Here is a 26159-nt window from a genome sequence, read left to right as displayed (position 1 = left end):
GGGGGAACGGATGCGGGACACAGCTGTGCGTTCCCCCTGCCCTGACCAAGCAGGAGACGACATGACGCACTTCAGGCGGACCTCGCACGTCATCACACGATCCGCACTTCCCGCTGTCTCGCCCGACCACGGGAAGCGGGCCGCGGAGCTGACGCCGCCCACCACCGGCGCGCCCCTCACGCCGTGCCGGCGGGGGGACTCCTGTTGATCCACACCCCACGGGCCGGTCTTCCCTCCGGCCCCGCCCCCCACACCGCGTGGCCCGGACCGGCGAGCGCGCCCCCGGCCGCCGAGGCGGCGCCGGTCCGCACGGCGGACGTCCTCCCCGAACCGTTCTTCGGCGTGCTCGGGCAGCTGTCCGTCCGAGGCACCACCCTGTCCGTCACCTCGCCCGTCCGGCGGGCCGTCCTGACCGCGTGCCTGCTCCGCTTCGGCCAGCCCATCGGCATCGCGGAGTTCAGCGAGATCCTGTGGGACGAGCCCCCGGTGTCGGCCACCGCCAACCTCCGCAGCCACGTCACGGGACTGCGCAGGGACCTCGACGAGGTCGAGCCGGGGCTCGGTGAGCGGGTGCGGACCTACCGGGGCGGCCAGTGCGGATACGGACTGGAGATCGCGGCCGAGGAGTTCGACCTTCCGCATTTCACCGCGGCCGTCCAACGTGGCCGGAACTGGCTTCTGGCCGGCTCCCACGAGGCGGCGGTCGGCGCACTGGAGCAGGCCGTGGGCCTGTGGAGGGGGCCGTTCGGGCAGGACCTCCCGCCCACACGGTGGTTCAACGCCCACATAGCGGGGCTCAACAACATCCGTTTCGACGCCTATCAGGACCTCTTCACCGCCTCGGTCCTGGCCGGCCGCACCAGCATGCTGGCCTACCGCATCGAGAGCGTCATCGCGGAGGCCCCCTACCGGCAGCACCTGTGGGAACTGCTCGCGGCGGTGCACTGCCTGCACGGCGACGCGGTGGGCACGCTGTCGGTGGTCAAGCGCTGCCAGCGGCTGTTCGCGGAGGACCTGGGGCTCGATCTGCCGCCCGGTATCGAGGCGATGCGGAGCGCGGCGCTCAACTGGGACCGCGAGGAGGCGCTGCGGCTCGTCGCGTCCAGGGCGCAGGTCGCGGCGGAGCGGTGCCAGTGCCGAAGACCCCCGCGGACCCTGCCCTCCTGACGCGGCGGGCCGGTGCGGGAGCGGCGCGGGACGGGCGGCGGGCGCGGCGGCGGGCGCGGCAGCCGGACCGGGCGGCGGGGCCGGGCGGTCCGTCGGCACGGTTCCGGGCCGCGGGGCCGCCGGACCGCGCCGACCGCCGAGGGAGCACCGGGCTCAGGTCACGTCCCGCCGCCGCAGGAGCAGCGTCCCGGTGAGGCCGCCGAGCAGGCCGTAGGCGACGAGCACCACGGCCCCCGTCCACGCGGCCGGGGCCCCGGAGAACAGTTCGCCGGGCGTGGTCATGATCTGGGACGCGACGCCGGGCAGCAGCACCTGCGCCTGGAGCACCCAGTCCTCTTCGAGGACGAGGTCGTGGACGGCCTGGAACGCGAAGGCCACGACGACCGAGGACAGGAAGTACAGCACGGCGGCGGTGACGGTCGCGGCGGTCTGGCTGCGGATGAGCGCCCCCAGCCCGAAGCCGAACACGCCCCACACCAGGTAGGCGGCCAGGTTCAGCAGGACCGCGCCGGCCACGTCGCCGTCGCCCAGCCCGGGACCGGCGCCCTGGGAGGCGAGGAAGACGCCGCCGACGACGAGCCCGCCCGCCGTCGCCACCAGCCACAGCCCGGCGCAGCAGACCAGCACCGCGACGAGCTTGGCCGCGATCACGCGGCCCCGGCGGGGCACGGCCAGGAATGTGGCCGTCAGGGTCCGGTACTGGTACTCGTTCGTCACCAGCAGGACGCCCAGCACGCCCGCCAGCAGCAGCCCGGCGGTCTGCCCGGAGGTGTAGAGAGCGGCGGCGATGCGGTCGGGAGCGCTCTGCCTCTCCCAGAGGTCGCGCATCGCACCGACCTGCTCGGCCGACATGTCCTCGCGGGGGGTCAGGACCGCGCCCGCCAGGTAATCCTCGAAGGGCTGCATGAAGGTGTGGGCCTGCCAGCTGTTCCACAGCGCCGGCAGAACCGCCGCCACGGCCATGCAGAGCCCGGCGATCCACCAGGTGCGCAGCGTACGGACCTTGAGCAGTTCGCTGCCGATCAGTCCCATCACCGGATCTCCGCCTTCCCCTGCGTCAGCCGCAGGAACGCCTGCTCCAGATCGGGGGCTTCCTCGGCCAGTTCGTACAGTTCCCCGCCGTGTCCGGCGGCGACGGCGGCCACCGCGGCCGTCCCGAGGCCGCCCACGATCAGGAGGCCGTCCCCGGCGGGCGGGGACACCGTCGCTCCCGCCGCCGCGAGCGCCGCCGCCAGCTCCGCGGGCCGGGAGGAGCGCACCCGCACCCGGGCCTCGCCCCGTACCCGCCCGGCGATCTCGCGGCTCGACCCCTCCGCGACCAGCCGTCCCCGGCTGATGATCACGAGGTCGTCGGCCGTCTGCTCGACCTCGGAGATGAGGTGGCTGGAGACGAGCACCGTGCGGCCCTCGGCGGCCAGGTTCCGCAGCAGGGCGCGCATCCAGGCGATGCCCTCCGGATCGAGGCCGTTGGCCGGTTCGTCGAGGACCAGGACGGGCGGATCGCCGAGCAGCGCCTGGGCCAGGTTGAGCCGTTGCCGCATGCCCAGCGAGTACTCCTCGTAGCGTTTCCTCCCCGCCCGGAGGAGGCCGACGCGGTCGAGCACCTCGTCGGCCCGCCGGGCCGGAAGTCCCGTCGCCGCGCACTGCACGCGCAGGTGGTCGCGGCCCGTACGCCTGCGGTGCGCGCCGGACTCGTCGAGCATCGCCCCGACGGTTGCGAGCGGCTGCGCCAGGTCGCGGTAGCGCCGTCCGCCGACGGTCGCGGTCCCGGACGTCGGGGCGGTGAGGCCGAGGAGCATGCGGAGCGTCGTCGTCTTGCCGGCCCCGTTCGGGCCGAGGAAGCCGGTGACGCGTCCCGGCGCGACCGTGAAGGACAGGTCCTCCACCGCCCAGGTGTCGCGGTACCGCTTCGACAGGGCGGCGATCTCGATGGGCAGGCCGCCGGCCGGGGCCGACGCCCCCTTCGCTTCCGGTGGGGTCATGAACACCGTTCCTCGGTCTCGCGCGGCTGCCGTGCCGGACGCCGCCGGGCACGGCCGTGGGGGCCGCTGGTTCGTACACGGTCATCGCGGTGTGTGCGCAGGTCCTCCGCGAGATGCGACCTGCGCGGGCGGCGGGTGCGCAGCAGCCTGCGCCAGTCCGCCCGGGTGTCGTGCATCAGCTGCCGGTGGAAGTAGTTGACGTACTCCGCCAGGGCCAGCCCGTACAGCACCAGGCCGGGGACCCATGCGGACGGCGGACGGCCCGGCGCCGCGACGGCGAGGACCGCGAGGCCGGCCGCCAGGGCGAGGGCGCACAGCGGCCGGAGCCACCAGAACAGCCCGATCAGGGGCGGCTTGCGCGCCCCGGTGCGCAGTTGGCGCAGCTTCAGCGCCCAGTACGCCGAGCCGACGATCAGGAGTACGGCGACCAGTCCGTAACCGGCGGCGTTCGCCGGGCTGAAGGGCGCGCCGAGGGCCGCGAACACCGCCCAGCCGATCAGGGCGATGTTCGCCGCCTCCAGGAGGGTCAGCGTGCGCAGCCGCTTCAGGAGCGCCGCCCGGGTCCGCGTCGTCGAGGTCACGCTCCCAGCATCCCGGCCCGCGCCGGAACGCGGGGCCGTTGGCGGCGATCCGTCAGTCATGGACCAGTTGCTGTCCGACGAGGGCCGCGTACGCGCCGCCGCGCGCGACGAGTTGCCCGTGGTCGCCGTCCTCGACGATCCGACCGCGGTCGATCACCAGGATGCGGTCGGCGTCGCGCACGGTGCTCAGCCGGTGGGCGATGACGATGCGGGTGCAGTCGAGCTCCGACAGGTTCGCGTGCACCACCGCCTCGGTGGTCGCGTCGAGGTGGCTGGTGGCCTCGTCCAGCAGCAGGACCCTCGGCCGGTGCACGACGGCGCGGGCCAGCGCCACGCGCTGCCGCTGCCCTCCGGAGAGGCCGTTGCCGCCCTCGCCGAGGATCGTCTCGTACCCCATCGGCATACGGGTGATGTCGTCGTGGACCGCGGCGAGGCGGGCCGCCGCCACGACCTCGTCCAGGGTGGCGTCGGGCACGACCAGCGCGATGTTGGTCAGCACCGAGCCGCTGAAGATGTCCGCGTCCTGGGTGACCACACCGCACTGGCGGCGCAGGTGGCCGAGGTCCAGTTCGGTCAACGGCGTGGAGCCGTAGGTGATCTCCCCCTCGGTCGGGTCGTAGAGGCCGAGGATGAGGCGGGCCAGGGTCGACTTCCCCGAACCGCTCGCGCCGACGATGGCGATCTTCTCGCCCGGACGGACGGTGAGGGAGATGCCCGACAGCGCCTCCGGCCCGTCCCCGGAGTAGCGGAAGCTGACGTCGCTCAGGGTGATCGGCTCGCTCAGGTCCGCCTTCCCCTCCCCCTGGCCCAGGGACTCCGGCGGCTCGTCGATCACGTCGCGCAGCCGGTCGAGGTGGACCCGGATGGTCTGGAACGTCTTGATCCCGCGCCCGAGTTGGGCGACCGGTGCGAGCGCGGCCCCGGCCAGTGCGATGAGCGCGAGCATCGTCCCCAGCGACAGGGCGTCGCTGAACACGAGGTACGCGCCGAGCACCAGCATGAGCAGCGGCGAGGCGGTGCTCAGCATGCCGAGGACGCCGTCGATCGCGTTGTCCAGTCTGCTCCGGCGTACGGAGGACTCCAACTGCTCGGTGAACTTCTCCGACCACCGGCGCACCACCACGTGCTCCGCGCCGGCCGACTTGACCGTCTCGGCACCGGTCACCGCCTCCAGGAGCGTGCTCTGCGCCTCGCCGAGCGCCTGGAGTTCGCGTTCGGTCAGCCGCTGCGCGGTCCGCGCGGAGGCGAACATGACGGCGAGCTGGACGGCCGCCACGGCGAGGATCGCCCCGACGAAGAGCATCGACGTGAAGCCGATCACCACGAGGTAGACGCCCAGCAGGGCGACGTCGAGGAGGACCGCGAGGAGCTGGCTGGAGACGGCGTCGCGGACGTACGTCATGCTCGACACCCGTACGAGCAGGTCGCCCCCGGTGCGCAGTTGGAAGAACTTGTACGGCAGGGACATCAGATGGCGCAGGAACGTGCCCATCATCGACCAGTCCATGCGGGTCTGGAGCCACAGCAGCAGCTCGGCCCGCGCCAGCGTCGTCAGGGCGTGGCTCACGGTGTACGCGACGAGGCCCGCCGCCAGGATCAGCAGGGTGCCCTCGCTGCGGCCGGGCAGGACGCGGTCGACGACGTACGCCGTCAGGAAGGCCGGGAGCAGTCCGAGGAGCGTGAGCGCGGCCGAGGCCCCGATGACGGCGGAGACGACGGAGACGGAACGGGGCAGGAAGGGCCGGACGAAGGACCACAGCCCCGCCTCGACGGCGTCGCGGCGTTCGAGGTCGTCGGTCGGCTCCAGCTCCAGCGCCACCCCGGTGAAGGACGTGTCCAGCTCCGCGTACGTGATGCGCCGCCGCCCGGACGCCGGGTCGACGATGTCGACGCCTCGGCGGGTGAAGCGCTCGATGACGACGAAGTGGTTCATGCCCCAGTGCGCGATCAGCGGCAGGGCGAGCCCCCGCAGGGCCTCCGGCTCCGCGCGGAAGGCCCGCACCCTCATGCCCAGTTCACGCGCCTGGCGGGCGATGGCCGCCGCGCTCGCCCCGTCGCGGGAGAGCACCATCCGGTCCCGCAGCTCCGCGACGGGAGTGGCGCGTCCGTGGTGGCCGAGCACCATGGCGAGCGCGGCGACGCCGCACTCGACCGAGCTGGACTGGAGCCGTACGGGCACCCTGCGGCGCGTCGCGGTCACTGGTCGCCCCTTCCGTCCCAGATGTCCATGAGCAGCGGGCGGGTGCCCTGGTCGAGGACGACGCTCGCGCCCTCCTCCAGCCCGTCGGCGACGCCGTCGGGGAGTTCGACGAGCAGCATGGTGACCCGGGCTCCGCCCTGCCCGGCCCGGAAGTCCTCGACCCGGCCCTCCAGGGCCCGGCCGTCGACGCGCAGCAGGACGTCGCTGCCCTTGGCCGGCGGGCTGAAGCCGGGGAAGGCGAGCACGCCCCGGCGTCCGTCGGCCCCGGCCAGGGTGCCGGTCGGCCCGACCGGCACCCGCACCACGAGGCCCGCCGCCACCGTGGCGGCGAGCAGCAGGGCCCCGGCCAGGGCCCACCGCCAGCGCGGGCGCATCCGTTCGGGGTGGAAGCCGGTACGGGCCGCGCCGCGCGGGTTGGCGCGGTAGGCCGCCACCATGCTCGGCCGGTAGACGCCGTCCGCGAGCGCGCCGTCCGGCGGGGCCGCCGGCGCGGGCCCGCCGGTCACGGCGTCCCTCCCGGCCCGGCGGGGGCGGCCAGGGTCAGCAGGTCCGGCACCCGCTCGGGGGCGGCCTTGCGCGCCAGCCCCCAGGCGATGCCGGCCAGCCCGGTCATCAGGCCGGGCGTCTCCACCCCCTTCGGGACGCCGCACAGCCACCCGTTCTCCCGGCCCTCGTGCAGGAGCGTGTTCCACACCCGGGGCAGCAGGCCGGCGACCTCGGGTTCCCGGTCGGCTCGCGCGCTCGCCTCGATGATGAGCAGGTTGCCCACGTCCCCGTGGCACAGGCTGTGGTTGCCCAGCCCGGACACCGGGTCGAGGTCGAGGCCCGTCGAGACGGCGGCGAGGACGGCGGTGTGCCGGTCGCTCTCGACCAGGTCGGCCAGGTCGGCGGCGGTCCCGAGCCCCTGGAACGCGTCGCGGGCCAGCGCGATGCCCGGGGCCCCGTGGCACCAGGCGTTCATGACGGTGCGTCCGCCGAGGTTGGCGGGGCGCAGGTCGCGCCAGGTGCGCAGCTCCGGGTCGAAGACGGTCCGCTCGTACCGCAGCGCGTTCCGGACGGCCTCGCCGTACTCCGGGCGCGGGGCGACGGCGTCGAGCCGGGCGAGCGCGTACGCGATGCCGGAGGCCCCGTGCGAGAACCCGGCCAGCGGCGCCTCGGGGTTGATGGGGGTGGCCCAGCCCCAGCCCTCGGCGCACTCCTGCCGGGTGGCGAGCAGGCGCTCGGCGCAGCGCGCCGCGATCCGGGCCGCTCCGGCGGCGGGCCGGGCCTTCTCCAGCGCGAGGAGGGCGAGGATCGCGCCCGCCGAGCCGGAGACGACGTCCAGGAGCGGGTCCTCCTCGACGAGTTCGTCGATGGCGGGCAGCAGGGCGGCGGCCGCCTCGGCGTAGTCGGGGCGGTCGTGGCGTACGGCGGCGTGCGCCAGGGCGTACACCGCGCCGCCGAACGGGCCGAACGCGCCGATGCCGAACTCGGCGGCTCCCGGCTTCTTCGCCAGGGACGCCAGCGTCTCGGCGATGAGCACCGAGCGCTTCGCCACCTGGTCGAAGGCGGCCCGCGCCAGCTCGCCGGTCGCCTCGTCACCGGTGACGGCGGCGACGGCGTCCAGGGCGTGCGCGATGCCGGCCGTTCCGGTGTAGAGGCCGATCGGAGCGGGCGCGTACTGCCAGTACTTCTCGTCGACCAGGTCCAGTCCGATCCAGCCGAGCCCGTGTTCGTCGCGGACGCACAGGTCGCCGAGCCGGCGGGCCAGCCGCAGGGCCTCCTCGGCGAAGTCGCCCGGGTCGGCGGCGCCGTCCAGGCGGGGTCGGTGCCAGTTGGGCCAGCGCGCGTCGCTGTCGCCCATGGCGGTGGCGGCGACGCACGAGCGGATGACGCGCTCCTGGAAGGCGAGGTCGGCGTCCCCGAGGGCGGCGAGGCGTTCCCGTACGGCGGCGAGCGGCGGGTAGCGGGTGCCGATCGGCCGGCCGTCGAATCCGCCGCGCAGGGTCCCGGACTCCGCGTCGACGGTGAACATGGGGATGTCTCCGAGCGTCAGCTCGGCGACCTCGTCCTGGACCATCGCCTCGCGCGACTCCGGCATCTCGACGTGGCCGCCGGCCAGCCGGGCGAGGGAGCGGGCGTGGTCGAGTCCGTCGCGCAGGAAGTCGGGGTGGGTGCTCTCCAGCAGCAGGCGGCCGTAGATGTGCGTGGGCCGGGCGATGAGCCGGGTCCGCACGGAGCCGAAGGCGGCCAGCGGGCCCGCCGGGTCGAGCAGTTCGTCCCGGCCCGCCTCCAGCAGCCGGTAGACGTGGGTGAACCCGTCGACGAACGCGTCGACCCGGCCGACCAGGTCGATCGGTTCGCCGTCGGCGGTCATCGGGTGGTTGCGCTCGGCGTCCATCTCCATCCGGCGCTTGACCAGCCGCATGCGGTCGGTGCCGCTGTCCTCCCAGGTCGGCACCGGCATGGGGGTGAGCTGGCCGCCGTGTCCGGCCAGTCCGCTGACGTCCAGGCCGAAGGTGCCGTCCTCGCCGCGCACCAGCAGGTGGTTGGGCAGGATGCCCACCGACTGGACGGAGTCGGCGAGGGTGACCGCCGCGATGTCCGTCTCCCCGTCGATCTTGACGACGGCGGCGGTCTTGTCGTTGTGCAGCAGCGCCTCCAGGTCGACGAGGACCGGGTGCTCGCCGGCGGCCAGCACGTTCTCGAAGTGGAAGTCCGTGGCGTGCAGGAGGTAGAGCAGCGAGGTCAGCGCGCCCAGCCGCCACGCGTAGCGGTCGCCGCCGGCGGCGTCGGTGGTCGCGGTGGTGTCGACCTGTTCGACCCATCCGTGGCCGCCGCGCTCCAGGACGCCGATCCGGGCCAGGTCGTGCGGGGGCTGCTGCCGGTTGACCCAGGCCAGGAGCCCGTCGAACGCGGTGTCCATGGCCAGCGAGCGGGGTTTGAAGACCAGGGTGCCGGTGTCGAACTCGACCATGGCGACGGACCGGCCGCGCCGGTGCTTGTCGCCCGCGCCGAACTCCAGGCGTTCGAGCCGCCGGGGTCCGGGGGAGGGGAGCAGGCCGCCGCGCAGCGCGGGCAGGTCGGCGACGAGGGCGTCGATCAGCTCGACCCGCGTGTCGATCCAGAAGCGGAGCTGGTTCACCACCAGCCGGGCCAGGACCGGGTACTCGTCCCACAGGGCGAGGGCGTTGCCCTGTGACCGCAGCAGCTCGACGTAGGAGGAGAAGCGCTCCTCGGGGGTCTCGCCGCCGAGGCGCTCCTCGACGCGGGCGATGTTGAGTTCGAGGACCAGCGTGCGCTGCACGTGGCCGAGCAGGTCGGCGGCCGGGGCTGTCGCGCGGACCACGTCGAGGATGTGTCCGGGGTCGGCCATGACGGGGTCGTCACTGGCCCGTACGCGTTCCTCGACGAGCGCGTCCAGTTCGTGGACGGCGCCCTCGACGAGGGGGCGGATCACTTCCAGGAGGCCCATGTCGGGGTCGAGGCGGCGGGCGGCGTCCGTCGTGGCCATGCCCTCGGCCCACCAGCGGCGGAACGTGCGGTGCCAGTCGGGTTCGTCGGCCGTGCGGGCGGCGAGGGAGTCGTCGCTCTCGCCGAGCAGGGCGGTCAGTTCGGCGGCGTCGACGCCCAGCGGTGCCAGCCGTGCGTCCAGGGTGGCGCGCTCGCCGGTCAGCGGTGCCAGTTCCCGCCACATGGCCAGGCGCTTCTCGCCCCGCACCGGGTCGGACCGCGACGGAGTCCCGCCGAGCCTCTCGCTCAGCGTGGCGGCTCGGTGCCACGGGAGGTGGACCCCGTCCGGCCGGACGGTGGGGTGCTCGCTTGCGTCGTCAGGCATTCCGCTCTTCCTTCTTGGGGCATGAACATGACCGGCGGGGGCGCGCGGACGCCCGCCCCTGCCGGTCACGCCGTTTCTTCGGTACGCTGCTAGTTCTTGCAGGGCTTGCCGGGGTCGCAGGCGAGACCGCAAACGGTCCAGCCCGAGTACCACGGCAGGCACGAGCAGCACCCGAGAGTGCCGAGAACCCCGGAGCCCGCTCCGTTGATCTCGGTCAGCTCCTCGTCGGTGATTGCGGTGAGACCCTCGCCCGACGGATGGGCGGGGGCCTCACTCCCGAGGGACAACCGGTAGTCGGCGTCCTTCCAGGACCGGACTATGTCCACGAACATCACTCCTCGTACGTATCCGGCAGGCTCAACAACAGCCGCGCGTGCCCATGCTGCAACTGCCGCAGAGCGTCCCGGTCGGGGAGCACACCGTGACGGTCAGCGTGACCGTGGCGCACGCCCACGTGGTTCCGCCCGCGACGCCGTCGAGTTGATCGTCGGCCAGCTCGACGAGACCGGCCGGGTTGGCGGGAGCCTCGCTGAGGGTCGCCCGGTACTCCGGGTCCTTCCATGCGCGAACAAGGTTCATTTGTCTGTCACCTCCTCTCGCTGGGGATGGGAATCCGGCCGGTGGGGCCGGGTTCCGGGTGCCATCCTCAGCGGCCGGCATGGAGCGGGGATACCGCGCGGGCGGCGCTGTGCGCACAGGCCGCGCATACGCCGGAGAGCCGCCCCGCGCGGCTGCGCGGAACGGCTCCGGTCAAAGGCGCGGCGGCGGTCCGCTCACTCCCGGCGGCGGCCCGACCGGCTGCGGCGGCCCGACCGGCTGCGGACCGCGCCCATGCTCGCCCCGATGACCAGGGCGACGGCGAGCGCGTCCGTCGCGGACAGCGCCTGATGCAGGATCAGGAAGCCCGCCGTGGCCGCGATGGCCGGCTCCAGGCTCATCATCACGGCGAAGGTGGGCGCGGGCAGGCGGCGCAGGGCCATCAGCTCCAGGGTGTACGGGAGGACGGAGCTGAGCACGGCCACCGCCGCGCCGAGCGCCAGCGTCGAGGGCACGGTCAGCTTCGCCCCGGACTCGATGACGCCCAGCGGCAGGGAGAGGACCGCCGCGACCGCCATCGCCAGGGCCAGCCCGTCCGCCTGCGGGAAGCGGCGGCCGGTGCGCGCGCTGAACACGATGTACGCGGCCCACATCGCGCCCGCCCCCAGCGCGTAGGCCGCGCCGACCGGGTCGAGGCGGTCGAGGCCGCCGCCACCGAGCAGCACCACCCCGACGAGCGCGAGCCCGGCCCACACCACGTTGACCAGGCGGCGGGAGGCGAACACCGAGAGCGCGAGCGGGCCCAGCACCTCCAGGGTGACGGCGATGCCCAGCGGGATACGGTCCAGCGCCTGGTAGAAGAGCGTGTTCATGCCGCCCATCGCCACGCCGAAGGCGGCCACCGTGCCCCAGTCGGCCCGCGAGTGCCCGCGCAGCTTCGGACGGCAGACGACCAGGAGGATCAGCGCCGCCGCCGCCAGCCGCAGCGTGACGACGCCCAGCGCGCCCGCCTTCGGCATCAGCAGCGCGGCGACGGCCGAGCCGAACTGGACCGACAGCCCCCCGGCCACCACCAGGGCGACCGGCCCCAGCGCGGCCCGGCGTCCGGCGCGGGCCCGGAGGCCGGACGCACCCGGCTCGCCGGAGGCCGCGCCGGAGACTTCGAGCGCCGTCGCCGCCTCGGGCACGGCCACGGATGCGGCGGCCGGTTCCGCGCCGCTGTGCTGGTCGTTCACGGGTGGCCTCTCGTCAGGACGGGGAACAGGACGGGGAAGCGGCGGGCGGGACGGCGCGGCGCACCGGCAGGTTCACGATGCCGCACCGCCGCGCACGCCTCCCTCCTCACCGTAGAGACCGTCGCGCCTTCCGTGAAATGCCGACTGCGCTCCCGTTATGCTCCGCGTGCATGACCTCAGGACCTTCCTCCGGCCGCCCGGTCGAGCTGCGCCATCTGCGGGCCTTCCTCGCCGTCGCCGACGAGCTGAACGTCACCCGTGCCGCCGCCCGGCTCCGGCTCACCCAGCCGGCCGTCTCGCGCACCCTCGCCGCCCTGGAACGGCGCCTGGGCGTCCGGCTCGTCGACCGCTCCACCCACCACCTCGCCCTCACCCCGGAGGGCGTCGCCTTCCGCGACAAGGCCGCCTTCGCGATCGCCGCCTTCGACGAGGCGCTGGACTCCGGGCGGCTGCGCCGGTGGCCCCTGCGACTCGGGCACGCCTGGTCCGCCTTCGGCCCGTACACCACACCGCTGCTGCGCACCTGGCAGGAGCGCCACCCGCACACCCCGCTGGAACTCCTGCGGATCGACGACCGCACGGCCGGGCTCACCCGCGGCGAGGTGGACGCGGCGCTGCTGCGCGGACCGGTGGACGCGCCGGGCCTGGTCACCGAGGTGCTGTTCATCGAGAAGAGGGTGGCGGCGGTGACCTCGGACGGCCCGCTGGCGGCCCGCGCGTCGCTCTCGCTCGCCGACCTGGCCGCCGGCCCCGTGGTCCTGAACACCGTCTCCGGCACGACGACCCCCGGCCTGTGGCCGCCGCACGCCCGGCCCACCGCCACGCTCACCGTCGCCAACACCGACGACTGGCTGACCGCCATCGCCGCTGGGCGCGGCAGCGGGATCTCGGCCGCCTCCACCGCCGTCATGCACCCGCACGCCGGGGTCGCCTACGTGCCGCTGGACGACGCCCCGGGCGTCCCGGTGCTGCTGGCCCGCCGCGACGGGCCGGGCCATCCGGCGCTGCCGGGGCTGGCCGCCCTGGCCCGCGAGATCATCGCGCGCGGTCGGTGACGGCGTTCTCCGGCAGCCGTTCCGCGATCACCTCCGCGAGGTGCCGGGCCCGCCGTCCGGCGAGCTGCTCGATCTGGGTGCGGCAGGAGAAGCCGTCCGCGAGCAGTTCCGTCCCGGGCCCGGCCTCCCGCAGGGCGGGCAGCAGCCGCTCCTCGGCGCAGGCGACCGACACCTCCCAGTGGCCCTTCTCGAAGCCGAAGTTCCCGGCGAGGCCGCAGCAGCCGCCGCTCAGTCCGCCGGTCAGCCCCATCCGCTCGCGCAGCCGGCGCTCCGCCGCGTCCCCGAGCACCGCGTGCTGGTGGCAGTGCGTCTGGCCGGCGGCCGGGCGGTCGACGCGCGGCGGCGACCAGTCGGGGGCGTACTCCTCCAGGTACTGGGCCAGGGTCCGGACGGCGGCGGCGAGCCGCCCGGCGCGCGGGTCGTCGGGGAGCAGTTCGGGCAGGTCGGTGCGGAGGGTGGCGGCGCAGCTCGGTTCGAGGACGACGACCGGCCCGCCGTCCGGGAGGCGCACGCGGTCCAGGGTGCGGCGCATCACCGCGCGGGCCGCGTCCAGTTGGCCGGTCGACACATAGGTGAGGCCGCAGCACACGCCCGGCCCGGCGGGCCGCACCGCGCGGCCCGTCGCGTCCTCCAGCACCCGGACCGCCGCCCGGCCGACCTCGGGCGACAGATGCTCGGTGAAGGTGTCCGGCCACAGGGCCACCACCCCCGCGGAGGCGGGCCGCCGGGAGTGCCGGCGCAGCCACCGCGTGAACGTCTCGGCGGCCAGGACCGGAAGCGTCCGCTCCGGCGTGATGCCCGCGAGCCGCTTCGCGAGGGCGGCGACCGGGCGGAGGCGGGCCAGCGCGTTCAGCGGCCGGGCGAAGGGGGCGGCGAGCCGCAGCCACCGGGGGAGTCGGCCCAGCGCGTAGTGCGCGGCGGGCCGCAGCCGTCCCCGGTAGTGGTGGTGCAGGAACTCCGCCTTGTACGTGGCCATGTCGACGCCCACCGGGCAGTCGACCCGGCACCCCTTGCAGGACAGGCAGAGGTCGAGCGCGTCCCGCACCTCCTCGCTCCGCCAGCCGTCCGTGACGATCTCGCCCGCCAGCATCTCGTGCAGCAGCCGGGCCCTGCCCCGCGTCGAGTGGGCCTCCTCGCCGGTAGCCCGGAAGGACGGGCACATCACGTCGGCTCCGGTGGCCTCGGTCGTACGGCACTTGGCGACGCCGACGCAGCGGCGGACCGCGCCCGCGAAGTCGCCGCCGTCGTGCGGATAGCCGAAGGCCGCGTCCACCGGGCGGCGCGGCAGCACCGCGAAGCGCAGGTTCTCGTCGAGCCGGGCCGGGCGGGCGAGCACGCCGGGGTTCAGGCCGCCGTCCGGGTCCCACAGGTCCTTGAACCGGCCGAAGAGGGCGACGAGTTCGTCCCCGTACATGCGCGGCAGCAGCTCCGCCCGTGCCTGGCCGTCGCCGTGCTCGCCGCTGAGCGAACCGCCGTGCGCGACGACGAGGTCCGCCTGCTCCTCGGAGAAGCGGCGGAAGCGGGCCACGCCGTCGCCGCTCAGCAGGTCGAAGTCGATGCGCACGTGGATGCAGCCGTCGCCGAAGTGGCCGTACGGGGTGCCGCGCAGGCCGTGTGCGGCGAGCAGGGCGCGGAAGTCGCGGAGGTAGCGGCCGAGCCGGGCGGGCGGCACCGCGCAGTCCTCCCAGCCGGGCCACGCCTCGGTGCCGTCCGGCATCCGGGTCGCGGTGCCGGCGGCGTCCTCGCGGATCCGCCACAGGGCCCGCTGCCCGGCCGGGTCGGTGACCACCGCGGCGTCCAGGGCGTCGGCGGCGCGCAGGACGCGTTCGGCGTGCGCCCTCGCCTCCGTCGGGGTCCGGCCGCCCGTCTCGACGAAGAGCCAGGCGGCCCCGCGCGGCAGCCCGGCCGGTTGGCGTACGAGGTCGGCGGCCATGCCCTCGACGGTGAGCGGGCCGTACGGGAGGAGGCCGGGGGCGGCTTCGGCGGCGGCGGACTCGTCGGCGTATCCGAGGACGGCCAGGGCGCGGGCGGGCGGGGCCTCGACCAGGCGCACGGTCGCCTCGGTGACCACGGCGAGGGTGCCCTCGGAGCCGCAGAAGGCCCGCACCGGGTCGGGGCCGCCGGGGTGCTCGGGCAGCAGGGCGTCCAGCGCGTAGCCGGAGATGCGGCGCGGCAGGGCGGGGTAACCGGTGCGCAGCGCCGCGAGGTTGCCGTCCACGAGGGCGCGCACGCCCGCCGGGGTGTCGCCGCCGCCCTGTTCCAGGCGCAGCGCCTCGCCCCCGTACCGGACGACCGACAGCGCCGTCACGTTGTCCGCGGTGGTGCCCCACGCGACCGAGTGGGAGCCGCAGGCGTTGTTGCCGATCATGCCGCCGAGGGTGCAGCGGCTGTGGGTGGAGGGGTCCGGGCCGAAGGTCAGTCCGTGCGGTGCGGCGGCGGCCCGCAGGTCGTCCAGGACCACGCCGGGCTGGACCACGGCGGTGCGGGCGGCCGGGTCCAGGTCGAGGACCGCGCTCAGGTGGCGGGTGAGGTCGAGGACCAGGCCGGTGCCGGTGGCCTGGCCGGCGATGGACGTGCCGCCGCCGCGCGCCACGACCGGGACGCCGTGCTCCCGGCAGACGGCCAGAGCGGCGGCGATGTCGTCGGCGTCGCGCGGGGCGAGGACGCCGAGCGGTACGCGGCGGTAGTTGGAGGCGTCCATCGTCAGCAGGGCCCGCGCGGCGGCCCCGAAATCGCTCTCGCCCCGGACGGCGGCGCGCAGGGCCGGGACGAACGCGGGGTCCGGTCCGGCGGGAGGCCCGGTGCGCGGGGCGGGTCGCTTTCCGGTACGCGGTCCGGGGCGCGGTCGGTGGTGTTCGGCCATGACGTCAGGATGCCGTCGAACCGCGTGAACTCTTGGGATGCGGGCGGATGAAGGCGGGCAAGTCACACATAAAAGCCCACCAGAACTTCCCAAACTGATCGCCAATTCTCCTATAGTGACCAAGACTTGAGCAGGAATTATCAGCTCCAGTTGTCACGATCTTCCACTCTCGTGACGGACTGTCCTGATTCGCCCCTGCCCCCGCACCGTCCGCCACCGAGGACTCCGATTGCGCCCCTCATTCCGGCCCACCGCACTCGCCTTGCTGATCTCGGCAGCCGCCACCGGCGCCCTGACCCTGTGGGCCGTGATCGCGGCCCCCGACTCGGTGAGGACCCCGCTGGCCTGGGGAGCGGGCGCCGCCGCCGTCGTGGTGAGCGTGTGCGTCGCCGTCGCCGCGCACACCCTGGGGACCACCCGCACCCTGCGCGCCCGGCGGGCCGCCGACGCCGAGCGGTTCACCGCCGAGACCTCCCGCATGGTCTCGGCCTCCTCCGCCGAGGCCCAGCGCTTCACCGCGGAGACCGCCCGCATCAAGGGCGCCGCCTCCGCCGAGACCGCGCGGCTCGCGGCCGAGGCCCGCGCCGAGTCCACCCGGCTCACCGCCGAGGCCGCCGCCGAACGGGCCCGGCTGAACGCCGCCGTCGAACGGCTCACCGCCCGCGCCACCCGCGCCGAGACCGAGCGCTCCGCCGCCGTCGCCGCCTGCGCCAACGCCGCCGGCCGCATGCAGGCCCTGGCCACCAGCATGCTGGCCGACCTGCGCGAGATGGAGCACCGGCACGCGGACGAGTCCGTCCTCGGCGACCTGCTGCACCTGGACCACCGCACCGCCCAGGCGGGCCGGCTCGCCGACTCCATCGCCGTACTGACCGGGGCGCGCTCCGGACGCCGTTGGGCCAAGCCGATCGTCATGGAGTCGATCCTGCGCGGCGCGATGGGCCGCATCGGCAGCTACCAGCGGGTGCGCCTGCACTCCACGAGCGACGTCGCCATCGCGGGCCACGCGGCCGAGGGCGTCATGCACGCGCTCGCCGAACTCCTGGACAACGCGGCCAACTTCTCGCCGCCCACCGCCGAGGTCCACGTGTACGTGGAGGAGGTCCCGGCCGGCATCGTCATCACCGTCGAGGACAGCGGGCTCGTCATGAGCGAGGTCCAGCTGCGCCGCGCCGAGAAGGCCGTCTCCGCCGAGAACCAGGACCTCACCAACCTCTCCGGCACCCGGCTCGGCCTCGCCGTCGTCGGCCGGCTGGCCCGCAAGCACGGCCTGACCGTCTCCTTCCGGCCGTCCGCCCGGGGCGGCACCGGCGCGCTGATGATGCTCCCGCAGGACCTCATCTCGCGCGCCGCGACCCGTGTGCAGGGCGAGGCGGCCACCACGACCCCCGCGCGGCAGCCCGCCCCCGCCGAGCCCGAGCCCGCCCACGCACCGGCCGCGCGGCCCTCCGCGACCGCCGAGGCGTCCCGGCCCGCGCCCGGCGACGGCCACCAGGACTCCGCCGGCACAGCGCCGGACGGCAGCGCCTCCGAAGCCACCGGCGGCGTGCCCGCGTTCGGCGAGAGCGGCCTGCCCAAGCGCCGCCGCGGCCGGACCCTGGCCGCCGCCGAGTCCCGTACCGGCAACGCCGCCTCCGGCCGAGCCGAAACCGACCCGGGCCGCACCACCACCGACCCGAAGGTCCAGGCAGCCCGCTTCAGCACCTTCAGCAAGGCCGTACGAGCCAACACCCCGCTCCCGGAAGGCAACACCCGATGACCGCGACCACCGACGAGAAGCTCAACTGGCTGCTGGAGGGGCTGCTCGACCGCACGCCCGGCACCCGGCACGCGCTCGTCCTGTCCCGCGACGGCCTCAAGCTGTGCCGCACGCCCGAGCTGTCCGTCGACCAGGCCGACCAGCTGGCCGCGATCTCCGCCGGAATCCAGAGCCTGTCGCACGGCGCGTCCATCGAGTTCGGCGACGGCACCGGCGGCGTACGCTCCGCGATGGCCGAGTTCTACGGCGGCGTGCTGTTCATCGTCGAGGCGGGCGCGGGCGCGCACCTGGCCGTCGTCGCCGACGAGGACTCCGACGTCGGCCTGGTCGGCCACAACATGAGCGAGCTCGTCGAACAGCTCGGCGAACACCTCGTCGCCCCGCCGCGATCGCCCTCCGCGACCGCGACGGCGGCGGAAACCCCGGCCGTATGACGACGCCGCCCCGCTCCCGTCCGGGCCGCGACGACGATCCCGACCGGCTGTACACCCTCACCGGGGGCCGCAGCCGGTCCGACTCCGCCTCCTTCGACCTGGTGACGCTCGTCGTCGCCGAATGCGATCCGACGCCCGGCATGCAGTCGGAGCACGTCGCGATCCTGCGGATGTGCGCCGGACCGACCGCGGTCGTCGAGATCTCGGCCACCCTCGGCCTGCCGGTCAGCATCGTCCGCATCATGCTGTGCGACCTGCTCGACACCGGCCGGATCAGCGCCCGCCACCCCCGTACAGCCCGGGTCGCGGACCGGCTCCCCGACCCCGACATCCTGGAACAGGTGCTCGTTGGACTCCGCAACCTCTGACCGCGCCGCCCTGAGCGCGACGGCCGACAACGGACTCAAGATCGTTGTCGTCGGCGGCTTCGGGGTCGGCAAGACCACCATGGTCCGATCCGTGAGCGAGATCCGTCCGCTCAACACGGAGGAGACCATGACCCGCGCGGGCGAGGCCGTCGACCACCTCGACGGCGTCCAGGCCAAGACGTCCACCACCGTGGCGTTCGACTTCGGCCGCATCACCCTCGACGCGCGGTCCGTGCTCTACCTCTTCGGCGCTCCCGGCCAGGAGCGCTTCTGGTTCCTGTGGGACCGGCTGTTCTCCGGCACGCTCGGCGCGGTCGTCCTCGTCGACACCCGGCGGCTCGCCGACTCCTGGTACGCGATCGACCGGCTGGAGCACCACGGCACGCCGTTCATCGTCGCCTGCAACGACTTCGGCGGCCCGCTCCACTCCGAGCAGCAGATCCGCGAGGCCCTGGACCTCTCGGACGACGTGCCGCTCGTCGAGTGCGACGCCCGCGACCGGTCCTCCAGCAAGTACGTGCTCATCACACTCGTCGAGCACCTGCACAAGCTGTCCGCCGCCCGGTCGCCGCGGGCGGCCCTCGCCTCGGCCCGACCGACCCCGGAGCCCGCGCCGTGAACGCCGTCTCCGGCTGCCCCGTCCCCCACGGCTCCGTCCCGCTGTCCGGGCCCCGCTTCCAGAGCGACCCCGTGCGGCACTACCGCGACCTGCGGCGCGACCACGGGGCCGTGGCCCCCGTCGTGCTGGACGGCGACGTGCCCGCCTGGCTGGTCCTCGGCTACCGCGAACTCCACCAGGTCACCGGCGACCCGGCCCTCTTCAGCCGCGACTCCGACCTGTGGAACCAGTGGGACCGCATCCCGGACGACTGGCCGCTGCTGCCGATGATCGGGCGCAAGCAGCCCTCGATCCTCTACACCGTCGGCGAACGCCACAGCGTCCGCGCCAGGATGATCAGCGACGCGCTGGAGGGCGTCGACCCGTTCTCCCTCAAGCGCTACGCCGAGGAGTTCGCGGACGAGCTGATCGACCAGTTCTGCACCAAGGGCGCCACCGAGATCATCGCCGAGTACGCGAAGGTGCTCCCCGCCCTCGTGCTGGCCCGGATCTACGGCTTCGACGACGCGATGACCCACGTCCTCGTCGGCGCGATCAACGACATCGTCGACGGCCGCGAGCGGGCGCTCGCCGGACAGCGGCGGCTCGCCGCCTCCATGGCCCAGCTGCTCGCCGACAAGCACGCCGCGCCGGGCGACGACGTCGCCACCCGGATGCTCACCGCCGAGGGCGGCTTCACCGACGAGGAGATCGCCCAGGACCTCATGGTCATGATGGCGGCCGGACACCAGCCGACCGCCGACTGGATCGGCAACTCACTGCGCCTGATGCTCACCGACGACCGGTTCGCCGCCTCGCTCTCCGGTGGCCGGCACAGCGTCGCCGAGGCGATGAACGAAGTGCTCTGGGAGGACACCCCCACCCAGAACGTGGCCGGCCGCTGGGCCGCCCGCGACACCCACCTCGGCGGACGCCACGTCCGCGCCGGCGACCTGCTGATCCTCGGCATCGCCGCCGCCAACGGCGATCCGCAGATACGCACCCACGCCTCGGCGCTGACCGGCGGCAACAACGCCTTCCTCTCCTTCGGCCACGGCGAGCACCGCTGCCCCTTCCCGGCCCAGGAGACCGCCGAGGTCATCGCCCGCACCGGGATCGAAGTGCTCCTGGACCGGCTGCCGGACGTGGACCTGGCCGTGCCCGCCGACCGGCTCACCCGCCGCCCCTCGCCGTGGCTGCGCGGACTGACCGGCCTGCCGGTGGTCTTCACGCCCACCCCCGCCGTCGGAAGACCCGGAAGCCTCGGAGACCCGTCATGACCCGTATCGCGCTCGACCCGTTCGTCACCGACCTCGACGCCGAGAGCGCGGCCCTGCGGGCGGCCGGACCGCTGGCCGAGGTGGAACTGCCCGGCGGCGTGCACTGCTACGCCGTCACCCACCACGCCGAGGCCCGCGCGCTGCTCACCGACAGCCGCGTGGTCAAGGACATCAACGTCTGGAACGCCTGGCAGCGCGGCGAGATCCCGCCCGACTGGCCGCTGATCGGCCTGGCCAACCCGGGCCGCTCCATGCTGACGGTCGACGGCGAGGACCACCGCAGGCTGCGCACCCTGGTCGCGCAGGCGCTGACCGTACGCCGGGTCGAGCGGCTGCGGGAGGGCATCGAGGCGCTGACCCGGGCGGGCCTGGACCGGCTGGCCGCGCTGCCGGCCGACCGGCCGGTGGACCTCAAGGCGGAGTTCGCCTACCCGCTGCCGATGAACGTCATCAGCGAGCTGATGGGCGTGGACGCGGCCGACCACCCCCGGCTGAAGGAGCTGTTCGAGAAGTTCTTCTCGACGCAGACCCCGCCGTCGGAGGTCCCGCGGATGATGGCGGACCTCGGCGCGCTCTTCACGAAGATCGTCGACGGCAAACGGGCCGAACCCGGCGACGACCTGACCAGCGCCCTGATCGCGGCCTCCGAGAACGGCGACCACCTCACCGACGAGGAGATCGTCAACACGCTGCAACTGATCATCGCCGCCGGGCACGAGACGACGATCAGTCTCGTCGTCAACGTCGTCGCGGCCCTCCAGACCCACCCCGAGCAGCGCGAGCGGGTGCTGAACGGGGAGATCCCCTGGCAGGGCGTCATCGAGGAGACGCTGCGCTGGAACACCCCGACCTCGCACGTCCTGATCCGCTTCGCCACCGAGGACGTCGAGGTCGGCGACCGGGTCCTGCCGAAGGGCGAGGCCCTGATCGTCTCCTTCGGGGCGCTCGGCCGGGACGAACGGCAGTACGGCCCGACGGCCGGCGCGTTCGACGCCGCCCGCAGCCCCAACCGCCACATCGCCTTCGGCCACGGCCCGCACATCTGCCCCGGCGCGGCACTGTCCCGCCTGGAGGCGGGCATCGCGCTGCCCGCGCTGTACGAGCGGTTCCCGGACCTGGACCTGGCGGTAGCGGCGGACGACCTGCGCAACAAGCCGATCGTGACGCAGAACGACCTCTACGAGCTGCCGGTCCGGCTCGGCTGCCCGGCCGGCCACGACCGCACGGACGACGCCTGACCCGGCCCGGCCGGGCCGCCCCACACCGTACAAACGTCCGACGACCACATGACGGAGCGCTCGTCTCATCCGACGGACACGGTTGCTGAGCCGCGGCGTCGAGGGACTACGCTCCGACTCGTGGCCGACATCCAGATTCCCGCTGACATCAAGCCCGCCGACGGGCGCTTCGGCGCCGGTCCCTCCAAGGTGCGGACGGAGGCGCTCGACGCGCTGGCCGCCACCGGCGCCTCCCTCCTCGGCACGTCCCACCGCCAGGCCCCGGTCAAGAACCTGGTCGGCGAGGTGCGCGACGGCGTGCGCAGCCTCTTCTCCCTCCCCGAGGGGTACGAGGTCGTCCTGGGCAACGGCGGCTCCACCGCCTTCTGGGACATCGCGACGCACGGTCTGATCGAGGCGAAGTCGCAGCACCTGAGCTTCGGCGAGTTCTCCTCCAAGTTCGCCAAGGCCGCGCTCCTCGCGCCGTGGCTGGCCGACCCCACCGTGATCGCCTCCGACCCGGGCACCCACCCGGACCCGCGGGCGGAGCCGGGCGTCGACGTCTACGCCTTCACCCACAACGAGACCTCGACGGGCGTCGCGGCACCCGTCAAGCGCGTCGCCGGCGCGGACGAGGGTTCGCTCGTCCTGGTGGACGCCACCTCCGGAGCGGGCGGCCTGCCGGTCGACATCACCGAGACGGACGTCTACTACTTCGCCCCGCAGAAGTCCTTCGCCTCCGACGGCGGCCTGTGGATCGGCGTGTTCTCGCCCGCCGCCCTGGAGCGCGCCGCACGGATCCACGCCTCGGGCCGGCACGTGCCGGAGTTCTTCTCGCTGCCCACGGCGATCGACAACTCCCTCAAGAACCAGACGTACAACACCCCCGCGCTGGCCACCCTCTTCCTGCTGAACGAGCAGCTGAAGTGGATGAACACGCAGGGCGGCCTGGACTTCACCACCGGCCGCACCGCCGCCTCCTCCGGCCACCTCTACGGCTGGGCCGACGCGTCCACGTACGCGACCCCGTTCGTCACCGACCCGGCGAAGCGCTCGCAGGTCATCGGCACGATCGACTTCGCGGACGAGATCGACGCGGCGGCCGTCGCCAAGGTGCTGCGCGCCAACGGCATCGTGGACACCGAGCCGTACCGCAAGCTCGGCCGCAACCAGCTGCGCGTAGCGATGTTCCCGGCGATCGACCCGGCGGACGTCCAGGCGCTCACCGCCTGCGTCGACCACGTGATCGAGAAGCTGTAACCGGCGGCTCGTCCCGCTCCACGCTCCACGGCTGTACGGAAACGGCCCGGCACCCACGCGGTGTGCCGGGCCGTTTCCGCGTCACCCGACCGGGTCGGCATATGCCAGAAGACGATCTTCGGCTCTCCCGCCCTACGATGATGTTCTCGACACCAGCCCATTCCAGGAGGCCCGCAATGTCTGCAGCAGCAGCCGAGCACCCCTGTGACGATGAGCCGGAAACGCTGCTGGAAACGGCCAACCGTCTCACGGAGCAGCTTCCGGGGCATCGCGTCGAGATCATCGGAGGCGTCATCACCGTGGCACCACCCCCGGACGGCCCGCACGCCCGCGCACTCACCAAGTTGATGCGGCCCTTCATCGCTGCCGGGCTCGACGACGGCGACACCGAGGTCCTCCAGGGCATCGGCCTCTGGCTCCCCGGCGGCCCCGAGGACTACGCCATCCCGGACCTGGCGATCGTCGACGCCGATCTCGACGAGCACGTGGTCGCGAACAACTGCTACGACCCCGCCTGTTTCCGCCTGGTCCTGGAGGTCACCTCCGGGAACTACCAGAACGACCTGCGCAACAAGGTCGCCGCGTACGCCGCCGCCAAGATCCCCGCGTACGTCATCGTCGACCGCAGGCACGGCCGCGTCCACGTCCTGACCGAGCCGCTGGCAGCGGGGTACGACCGGCGCGAGGTCTACGCTCCGGGCCAGCAGGCTCCGCTGCCCGCCTCCATCGGCGCCGAGGTCGGCCTCGACGTCGCCGAGCTGATCCGGGCGGGCCGCCCCAGGCGCTGACCCGGGACGGCCCCGCCTTCCCCGCCCGGAAAACCCGGCCGCCCCCGTCCGCCCCCGGAGCCCGCCTCCCGAGCCCCCCTCAGCGGCTGAGGCGCTGGAAGCGCCGTACCGACAGCGGCAGGAAGACCAGCGTGATGGCCGCCGGCCAGACCAGGGCCATCAGCAGGGCGTGCTCCTCCACCCACGTGCCGCCCCCGGCGACCGGGTTGCCGAACAGTTCGCGCGCGGCGGTCGCGGTCGAGGAGACCGGGTTCCAGGCGGCCAGGGTGCCCAGCCAGCCCGGCATCAGGGACGGGGCGACGAAGGTGCTGGAGATCATCGTGACCGGGAAGGCGACCGCGTACAGGCCGCCGGCCGACTCCACGTTCGGGACGAGCAGGCCGAGCCAGACGCCCACCCAGATCAGGCTGAACCGCAGCAGCAGGAGCAGCCCGAACGCCCCCACCGCCGCCGCCACACCGCCGTCGGCGCGCCAGCCGATGGCCAGCGCGGTGGCGGCGAGGATCGCCAACTCGGCTGCGGCGAGCACGAGATCGGCGGTGCCGCGCCCCGAGGCGAACGCCGACGGCGCCATCGGCATGGACCGGAAGCGGTCGATGACGCCCTTGCCCGCGTCGGTGACGACGGCCATCGCGGTGTTCATGAAGCCCATCGTCATGGTGGTGGCGAACATGCCGGGCATCAGGTACTCGCGGTAGTCGCCGCCGCCGGGCACCTTCATCGCGCTGCCGAAGACGTACCCGTACAGCAAAACGGAGAGGATCGGGAAGCCGAGCTGCCAGATGATCGCGACGGGCTGGCGGCGGTAGTGGGTGAGGCTGCGCCGGGTGACGTTCCAGCAGTCGGCGAGCGCCCAGTAGAGCCGGCCGCGCTCCGGTACGGCGTCGAGCCGGCGGGGGTCGGGGGCGAGCGTGGTCGTGTCGAGCGCGGTCATGCCGCCGCCTCCGATGCGTCGTCGTGGGTCTCCGTGCCGGTGGTCTCCGTGCCGGTGGTCTCCGTGCCGGTGGTCTCCGTGCCGGTGGTCTCCGTGCCGTGTCCGGTCAGCCGGAGGAAGACGTCGTCCAGGCTGGGCCTGCGCAGCCCGATGTCCTCCACCGCGATCCCGTCGTCCTGGAGCGCGCGGGCCACCTCGGTCAGCGCGGCCACCCGGTCGGCGACCTGCGCGTGCGCCCGGCGGGCGGCGGCGTCCGTGACGACGAGCCCGCCGGCCGCCACCCGCTCGACCGCCCGGACGGCGTCCGGCAGGTCGCCCGCGTCGGCGACGACGACCTCGATCCGGTCGCCGCCGACGCGGTTCTTCAGCCCGTCCGGGGTGTCGTCCGCGATGGCCCGGCCCCGGTCGATGACGGTGATGTGCGAGGCGAGCCGATCGGCCTCGTCCAGGTACTGCGTGGTCAGCAGCACCGTGGTGCCGCCCGCGACCAGCGCCCGGACCGCGTTCCACACCTCGCCCCGGCCGCGCGGGTCGAGCCCGGTCGTCGGCTCGTCGAGGAAGAGGACGTCCGGCGAGAGGACCATCGAGGCGGCCAGGTCGAGGCGGCGGCGCATGCCGCCGCTGTACTCCCCCGCGCCCCGGTCGGCGGCTTCCACCAGGTCGAACCGCTCCAGCAGCTCCCCGGCGCGCTGCCGGGCCCGGCGACCGCCCAGGTGGAAGAGGCGGCCGAACATCTCCAGGTTCTGCCGCCCCGTCAGCACCTCGTCGACGGCGGCGTACTGACCGGTGAGGCCGATCCTTCCGCGCACCCGGCGCGCTTCCCGTCCCACGTCGAGCCCGGCCACCTCGGCCCGGCCGCCGTCGAACCGCAGCAGGGTCGCGAGCACCCGCACCGCCGTGGTCTTCCCCGCTCCGTTCGGGCCGAGCAGCCCGTGGACGGAACCGGGCCGGACGGCGAGATCGAAACCGTCGAGCGCCCGCTTCTCCCCTCCGCCCTTCTCCCGGTACCGCTTCACGACGCCCTCGGCGAGCACCGCGTATCCGGAAACGGACATGGCACAACCCCCTGATTCCCCGACGGCACTTCAATTGGGTACACCGTACCCCAATCAGAGTACGGTGTACCCACAGGCGCTGCGGCGCATTACTCTTGGCCCATGGCGAAAGACGGACCGGCATCACGACCGGCAGCGGCGGCGGACGGCACGACCACCGGGAGCGGCGACATCGCGCGCAGCCTGGAGCTCCTGTGGGGCACCGGCGAACGCCCGGCCCGCGGCCCCCGGCCCGGCCTCACCCTGGACCGGATCGTCACCGTCGCGATAGCCGTCGCGGACGCGGAGGGGCTGACCGCCCTCTCCATGCGCAGGCTCTCCACCGAGCTGGGCACGGGCACGATGTCCCTGTACCGCTACGTGCCCGGCAAGGCCGAACTCCTGGACCTGATGCTCGACCGCGTCCTGGGCGAACCGCTGACCGGCGATGCCGACCCCGTGCCCGACGACTGGCGGGCGGCCGTCGAGACGATGGCCCGCTCCTACCTGGCCAACCTCCGCGCCCACCCCTGGCTGCTCAAGATCAACCAGGCCCGTACGGTGCTCGGCCCCAGCGCGCTGCGCGGGCTCGAACTCGCCCTGACCGGGCTGCGTTCCATGGGACTGCGCGATCCCGAGCTGGTCGGCGTGATCATCACGGTCAACAGCTTCGTCGAGGGCCTGGCCCGCACCCAGAGCGACGCGGCGGAGGCGGTCCGGCAGACCGGGCTGAGCGACGAGGAGTTCTGGGCGCGCCAACAGCCCTACCTGGAGCGGGCCATGCTCAGCGGCGCGTACCCGCGGATGGCGGGCATGGCGGAGGACACCTTCAGCGCCGCCTTCGACCACTTCGAGTTCGGGCTCCAACGGCTCGTCGCCGGATTCGAGGCCCTGGTGGCGGAGCGCACGGGCGCGGCTGGACGCACGGGGGCGGCGGAGCGCACGGGGGCGGCTGGACGCGTGGGCGCGGCTGAACGTGCGGGCGCGGCGGAGCGCACGGGGGCGGCGGTACGGCCCGGACGACCGGAGGCGGGAGCCTGACGCGCGCCC

Annotated in this window: 23 protein-coding genes; 11 read left to right on the top strand and 12 right to left on the bottom strand. The window is 74.1% G+C overall.

Annotation, left to right across the window (positions count from 1 at the left end):
- The first annotated feature begins 204 nt into the window (after positions 1-204).
- Positions 205-1167: an AfsR/SARP family transcriptional regulator gene (locus EES43_RS16655; RefSeq protein ID WP_241192460.1), complete on the top strand. Its 963-nt coding sequence runs from the start codon at positions 205-207 to the stop codon at positions 1165-1167.
- A 153-nt stretch (positions 1168-1320) separates the two neighbouring features.
- On the opposite strand, the gene EES43_RS16650 is transcribed toward EES43_RS16655, so the two are convergent.
- The 9 genes from EES43_RS16650 to EES43_RS16610 all read right to left on the bottom strand — a co-directional run bounded on the left by EES43_RS16650 (position 1321) and on the right by EES43_RS16610 (position 11519).
- On the bottom strand, positions 1321-2199 hold the full coding sequence (locus EES43_RS16650) for an ABC transporter permease subunit (RefSeq protein ID WP_241192669.1): 879 nt from the start codon (positions 2197-2199) through the stop codon (positions 1321-1323).
- Positions 2199-3149: an ABC transporter ATP-binding protein gene (locus EES43_RS16645; protein ID WP_124269441.1), complete on the bottom strand. Its 951-nt coding sequence runs from the start codon at positions 3147-3149 to the stop codon at positions 2199-2201. Before EES43_RS16645 ends, EES43_RS16650 begins: the two co-directional genes overlap by 1 nt.
- The gene (locus tag EES43_RS16640) at positions 3146-3730 is read right to left on the bottom strand and encodes a multidrug transporter (RefSeq protein WP_241192459.1); all 585 of its coding nucleotides are present in this window, start codon (positions 3728-3730) and stop codon (positions 3146-3148) included. Before EES43_RS16640 ends, EES43_RS16645 begins: the two co-directional genes overlap by 4 nt.
- Positions 3731-3782: 52 nt before the next feature.
- Positions 3783-5930: a peptidase domain-containing ABC transporter gene (locus tag EES43_RS16635; protein ID WP_241192458.1), complete on the bottom strand. Its 2148-nt coding sequence runs from the start codon at positions 5928-5930 to the stop codon at positions 3783-3785.
- Positions 5927-6436 carry a hypothetical protein gene (locus EES43_RS16630; protein WP_124269440.1) on the bottom strand — a complete coding sequence of 170 codons (510 nt, stop codon included), beginning with the start codon at positions 6434-6436 and terminating at the stop codon, positions 5927-5929. The genes EES43_RS16635 and EES43_RS16630 overlap by 4 nt, the downstream gene beginning before the upstream one ends.
- Positions 6433-9747: a type 2 lanthipeptide synthetase LanM family protein gene (locus EES43_RS16625; protein WP_241192457.1), complete on the bottom strand. Its 3315-nt coding sequence runs from the start codon at positions 9745-9747 to the stop codon at positions 6433-6435. Before EES43_RS16625 ends, EES43_RS16630 begins: the two co-directional genes overlap by 4 nt.
- 89 nt (positions 9748-9836) lie before the next feature.
- On the bottom strand, positions 9837-10079 hold the full coding sequence (locus EES43_RS16620; protein ID WP_124269439.1) for a mersacidin/lichenicidin family type 2 lantibiotic: 243 nt from the start codon (positions 10077-10079) through the stop codon (positions 9837-9839).
- 25 nt (positions 10080-10104) lie between these two features.
- Positions 10105-10326, bottom strand: coding sequence for a mersacidin/lichenicidin family type 2 lantibiotic (locus EES43_RS16615; protein ID WP_006126649.1), 222 nt, complete (start codon positions 10324-10326; stop codon positions 10105-10107).
- Positions 10327-10520: 194 nt separating this feature from the next.
- Positions 10521-11519 (bottom strand): EamA family transporter, encoded by a 999-nt coding sequence (locus EES43_RS16610; protein WP_124269438.1) that lies wholly within the window; start codon positions 11517-11519, stop codon positions 10521-10523.
- 170 nt (positions 11520-11689) lie between these two features.
- Between EES43_RS16610 and EES43_RS16605 the strand changes: the two genes are divergently transcribed.
- The gene (locus EES43_RS16605) at positions 11690-12574 is read left to right on the top strand and encodes a LysR family transcriptional regulator (protein ID WP_124269437.1); all 885 of its coding nucleotides are present in this window, start codon (positions 11690-11692) and stop codon (positions 12572-12574) included.
- Here EES43_RS16605 and EES43_RS16600 read toward each other — a convergent pair.
- Positions 12555-15275, bottom strand: a complete 2721-nt coding sequence (locus EES43_RS16600; RefSeq protein ID WP_241192667.1) for an FAD-binding and (Fe-S)-binding domain-containing protein — start codon at positions 15273-15275, stop codon at positions 12555-12557. The genes EES43_RS16605 and EES43_RS16600 overlap by 20 nt on opposite strands.
- 391 nt (positions 15276-15666) lie before the next feature.
- On the opposite strand from EES43_RS16600, the gene EES43_RS16595 reads away from it, so the two are divergent.
- The 8 genes from EES43_RS16595 to EES43_RS16560 all read left to right on the top strand — a co-directional run bounded on the left by EES43_RS16595 (position 15667) and on the right by EES43_RS16560 (position 23141).
- Positions 15667-17196, top strand: coding sequence for a sensor histidine kinase (locus tag EES43_RS16595; protein ID WP_124269435.1), 1530 nt, complete (start codon positions 15667-15669; stop codon positions 17194-17196).
- Positions 17193-17630, top strand: a complete 438-nt coding sequence (locus EES43_RS16590; RefSeq protein ID WP_124269434.1) for a roadblock/LC7 domain-containing protein — start codon at positions 17193-17195, stop codon at positions 17628-17630. The genes EES43_RS16595 and EES43_RS16590 overlap by 4 nt, the downstream gene beginning before the upstream one ends.
- Complete coding sequence (locus tag EES43_RS16585; RefSeq protein ID WP_124269433.1) at positions 17627-17998, top strand: DUF742 domain-containing protein; 372 nt, start codon at positions 17627-17629, stop codon at positions 17996-17998. Before EES43_RS16590 ends, EES43_RS16585 begins: the two co-directional genes overlap by 4 nt.
- Positions 17979-18617 (top strand): GTP-binding protein, encoded by a 639-nt coding sequence (locus EES43_RS16580; protein WP_124269432.1) that lies wholly within the window; start codon positions 17979-17981, stop codon positions 18615-18617. The genes EES43_RS16585 and EES43_RS16580 overlap by 20 nt, the downstream gene beginning before the upstream one ends.
- On the top strand, positions 18614-19876 hold the full coding sequence (locus tag EES43_RS16575; protein ID WP_124269431.1) for a cytochrome P450: 1263 nt from the start codon (positions 18614-18616) through the stop codon (positions 19874-19876). The genes EES43_RS16580 and EES43_RS16575 overlap by 4 nt, the downstream gene beginning before the upstream one ends.
- Positions 19873-21114, top strand: coding sequence for a cytochrome P450 family protein (locus EES43_RS16570; protein ID WP_124269430.1), 1242 nt, complete (start codon positions 19873-19875; stop codon positions 21112-21114). Before EES43_RS16575 ends, EES43_RS16570 begins: the two co-directional genes overlap by 4 nt.
- A gap of 120 nt (positions 21115-21234) precedes the next feature.
- Positions 21235-22353 (top strand): phosphoserine transaminase, encoded by a 1119-nt coding sequence (serC, locus tag EES43_RS16565; protein WP_124269429.1) that lies wholly within the window; start codon positions 21235-21237, stop codon positions 22351-22353.
- 176 nt (positions 22354-22529) lie between these two features.
- Positions 22530-23141, top strand: a complete 612-nt coding sequence (locus EES43_RS16560; protein WP_124269428.1) for a Uma2 family endonuclease — start codon at positions 22530-22532, stop codon at positions 23139-23141.
- A 79-nt stretch (positions 23142-23220) separates the two neighbouring features.
- Here the strand turns inward: EES43_RS16560 and EES43_RS16555 are convergent, their stop codons facing one another.
- Both EES43_RS16555 and EES43_RS16550 read right to left on the bottom strand, forming a co-directional pair.
- Positions 23221-24075 carry an ABC transporter permease gene (locus tag EES43_RS16555; protein WP_124269427.1) on the bottom strand — a complete coding sequence of 285 codons (855 nt, stop codon included), beginning with the start codon at positions 24073-24075 and terminating at the stop codon, positions 23221-23223.
- Positions 24072-25130 (bottom strand): ATP-binding cassette domain-containing protein, encoded by a 1059-nt coding sequence (locus EES43_RS16550; protein ID WP_124269426.1) that lies wholly within the window; start codon positions 25128-25130, stop codon positions 24072-24074. Before EES43_RS16550 ends, EES43_RS16555 begins: the two co-directional genes overlap by 4 nt.
- A 102-nt stretch (positions 25131-25232) precedes the next feature.
- Between EES43_RS16550 and EES43_RS16545 the strand changes: the two genes are divergently transcribed.
- Positions 25233-26150, top strand: coding sequence for a TetR/AcrR family transcriptional regulator (locus EES43_RS16545; protein WP_124269425.1), 918 nt, complete (start codon positions 25233-25235; stop codon positions 26148-26150).
- Positions 26151-26159 lie beyond the last annotated feature (9 nt).

The organism is Streptomyces sp. ADI96-02, from assembly GCF_003846185.1.
Lineage (GTDB): Bacteria > Actinomycetota > Actinomycetes > Streptomycetales > Streptomycetaceae > Streptomyces.
This window is presented reverse-complemented; position numbering and strand designations above follow the sequence as displayed.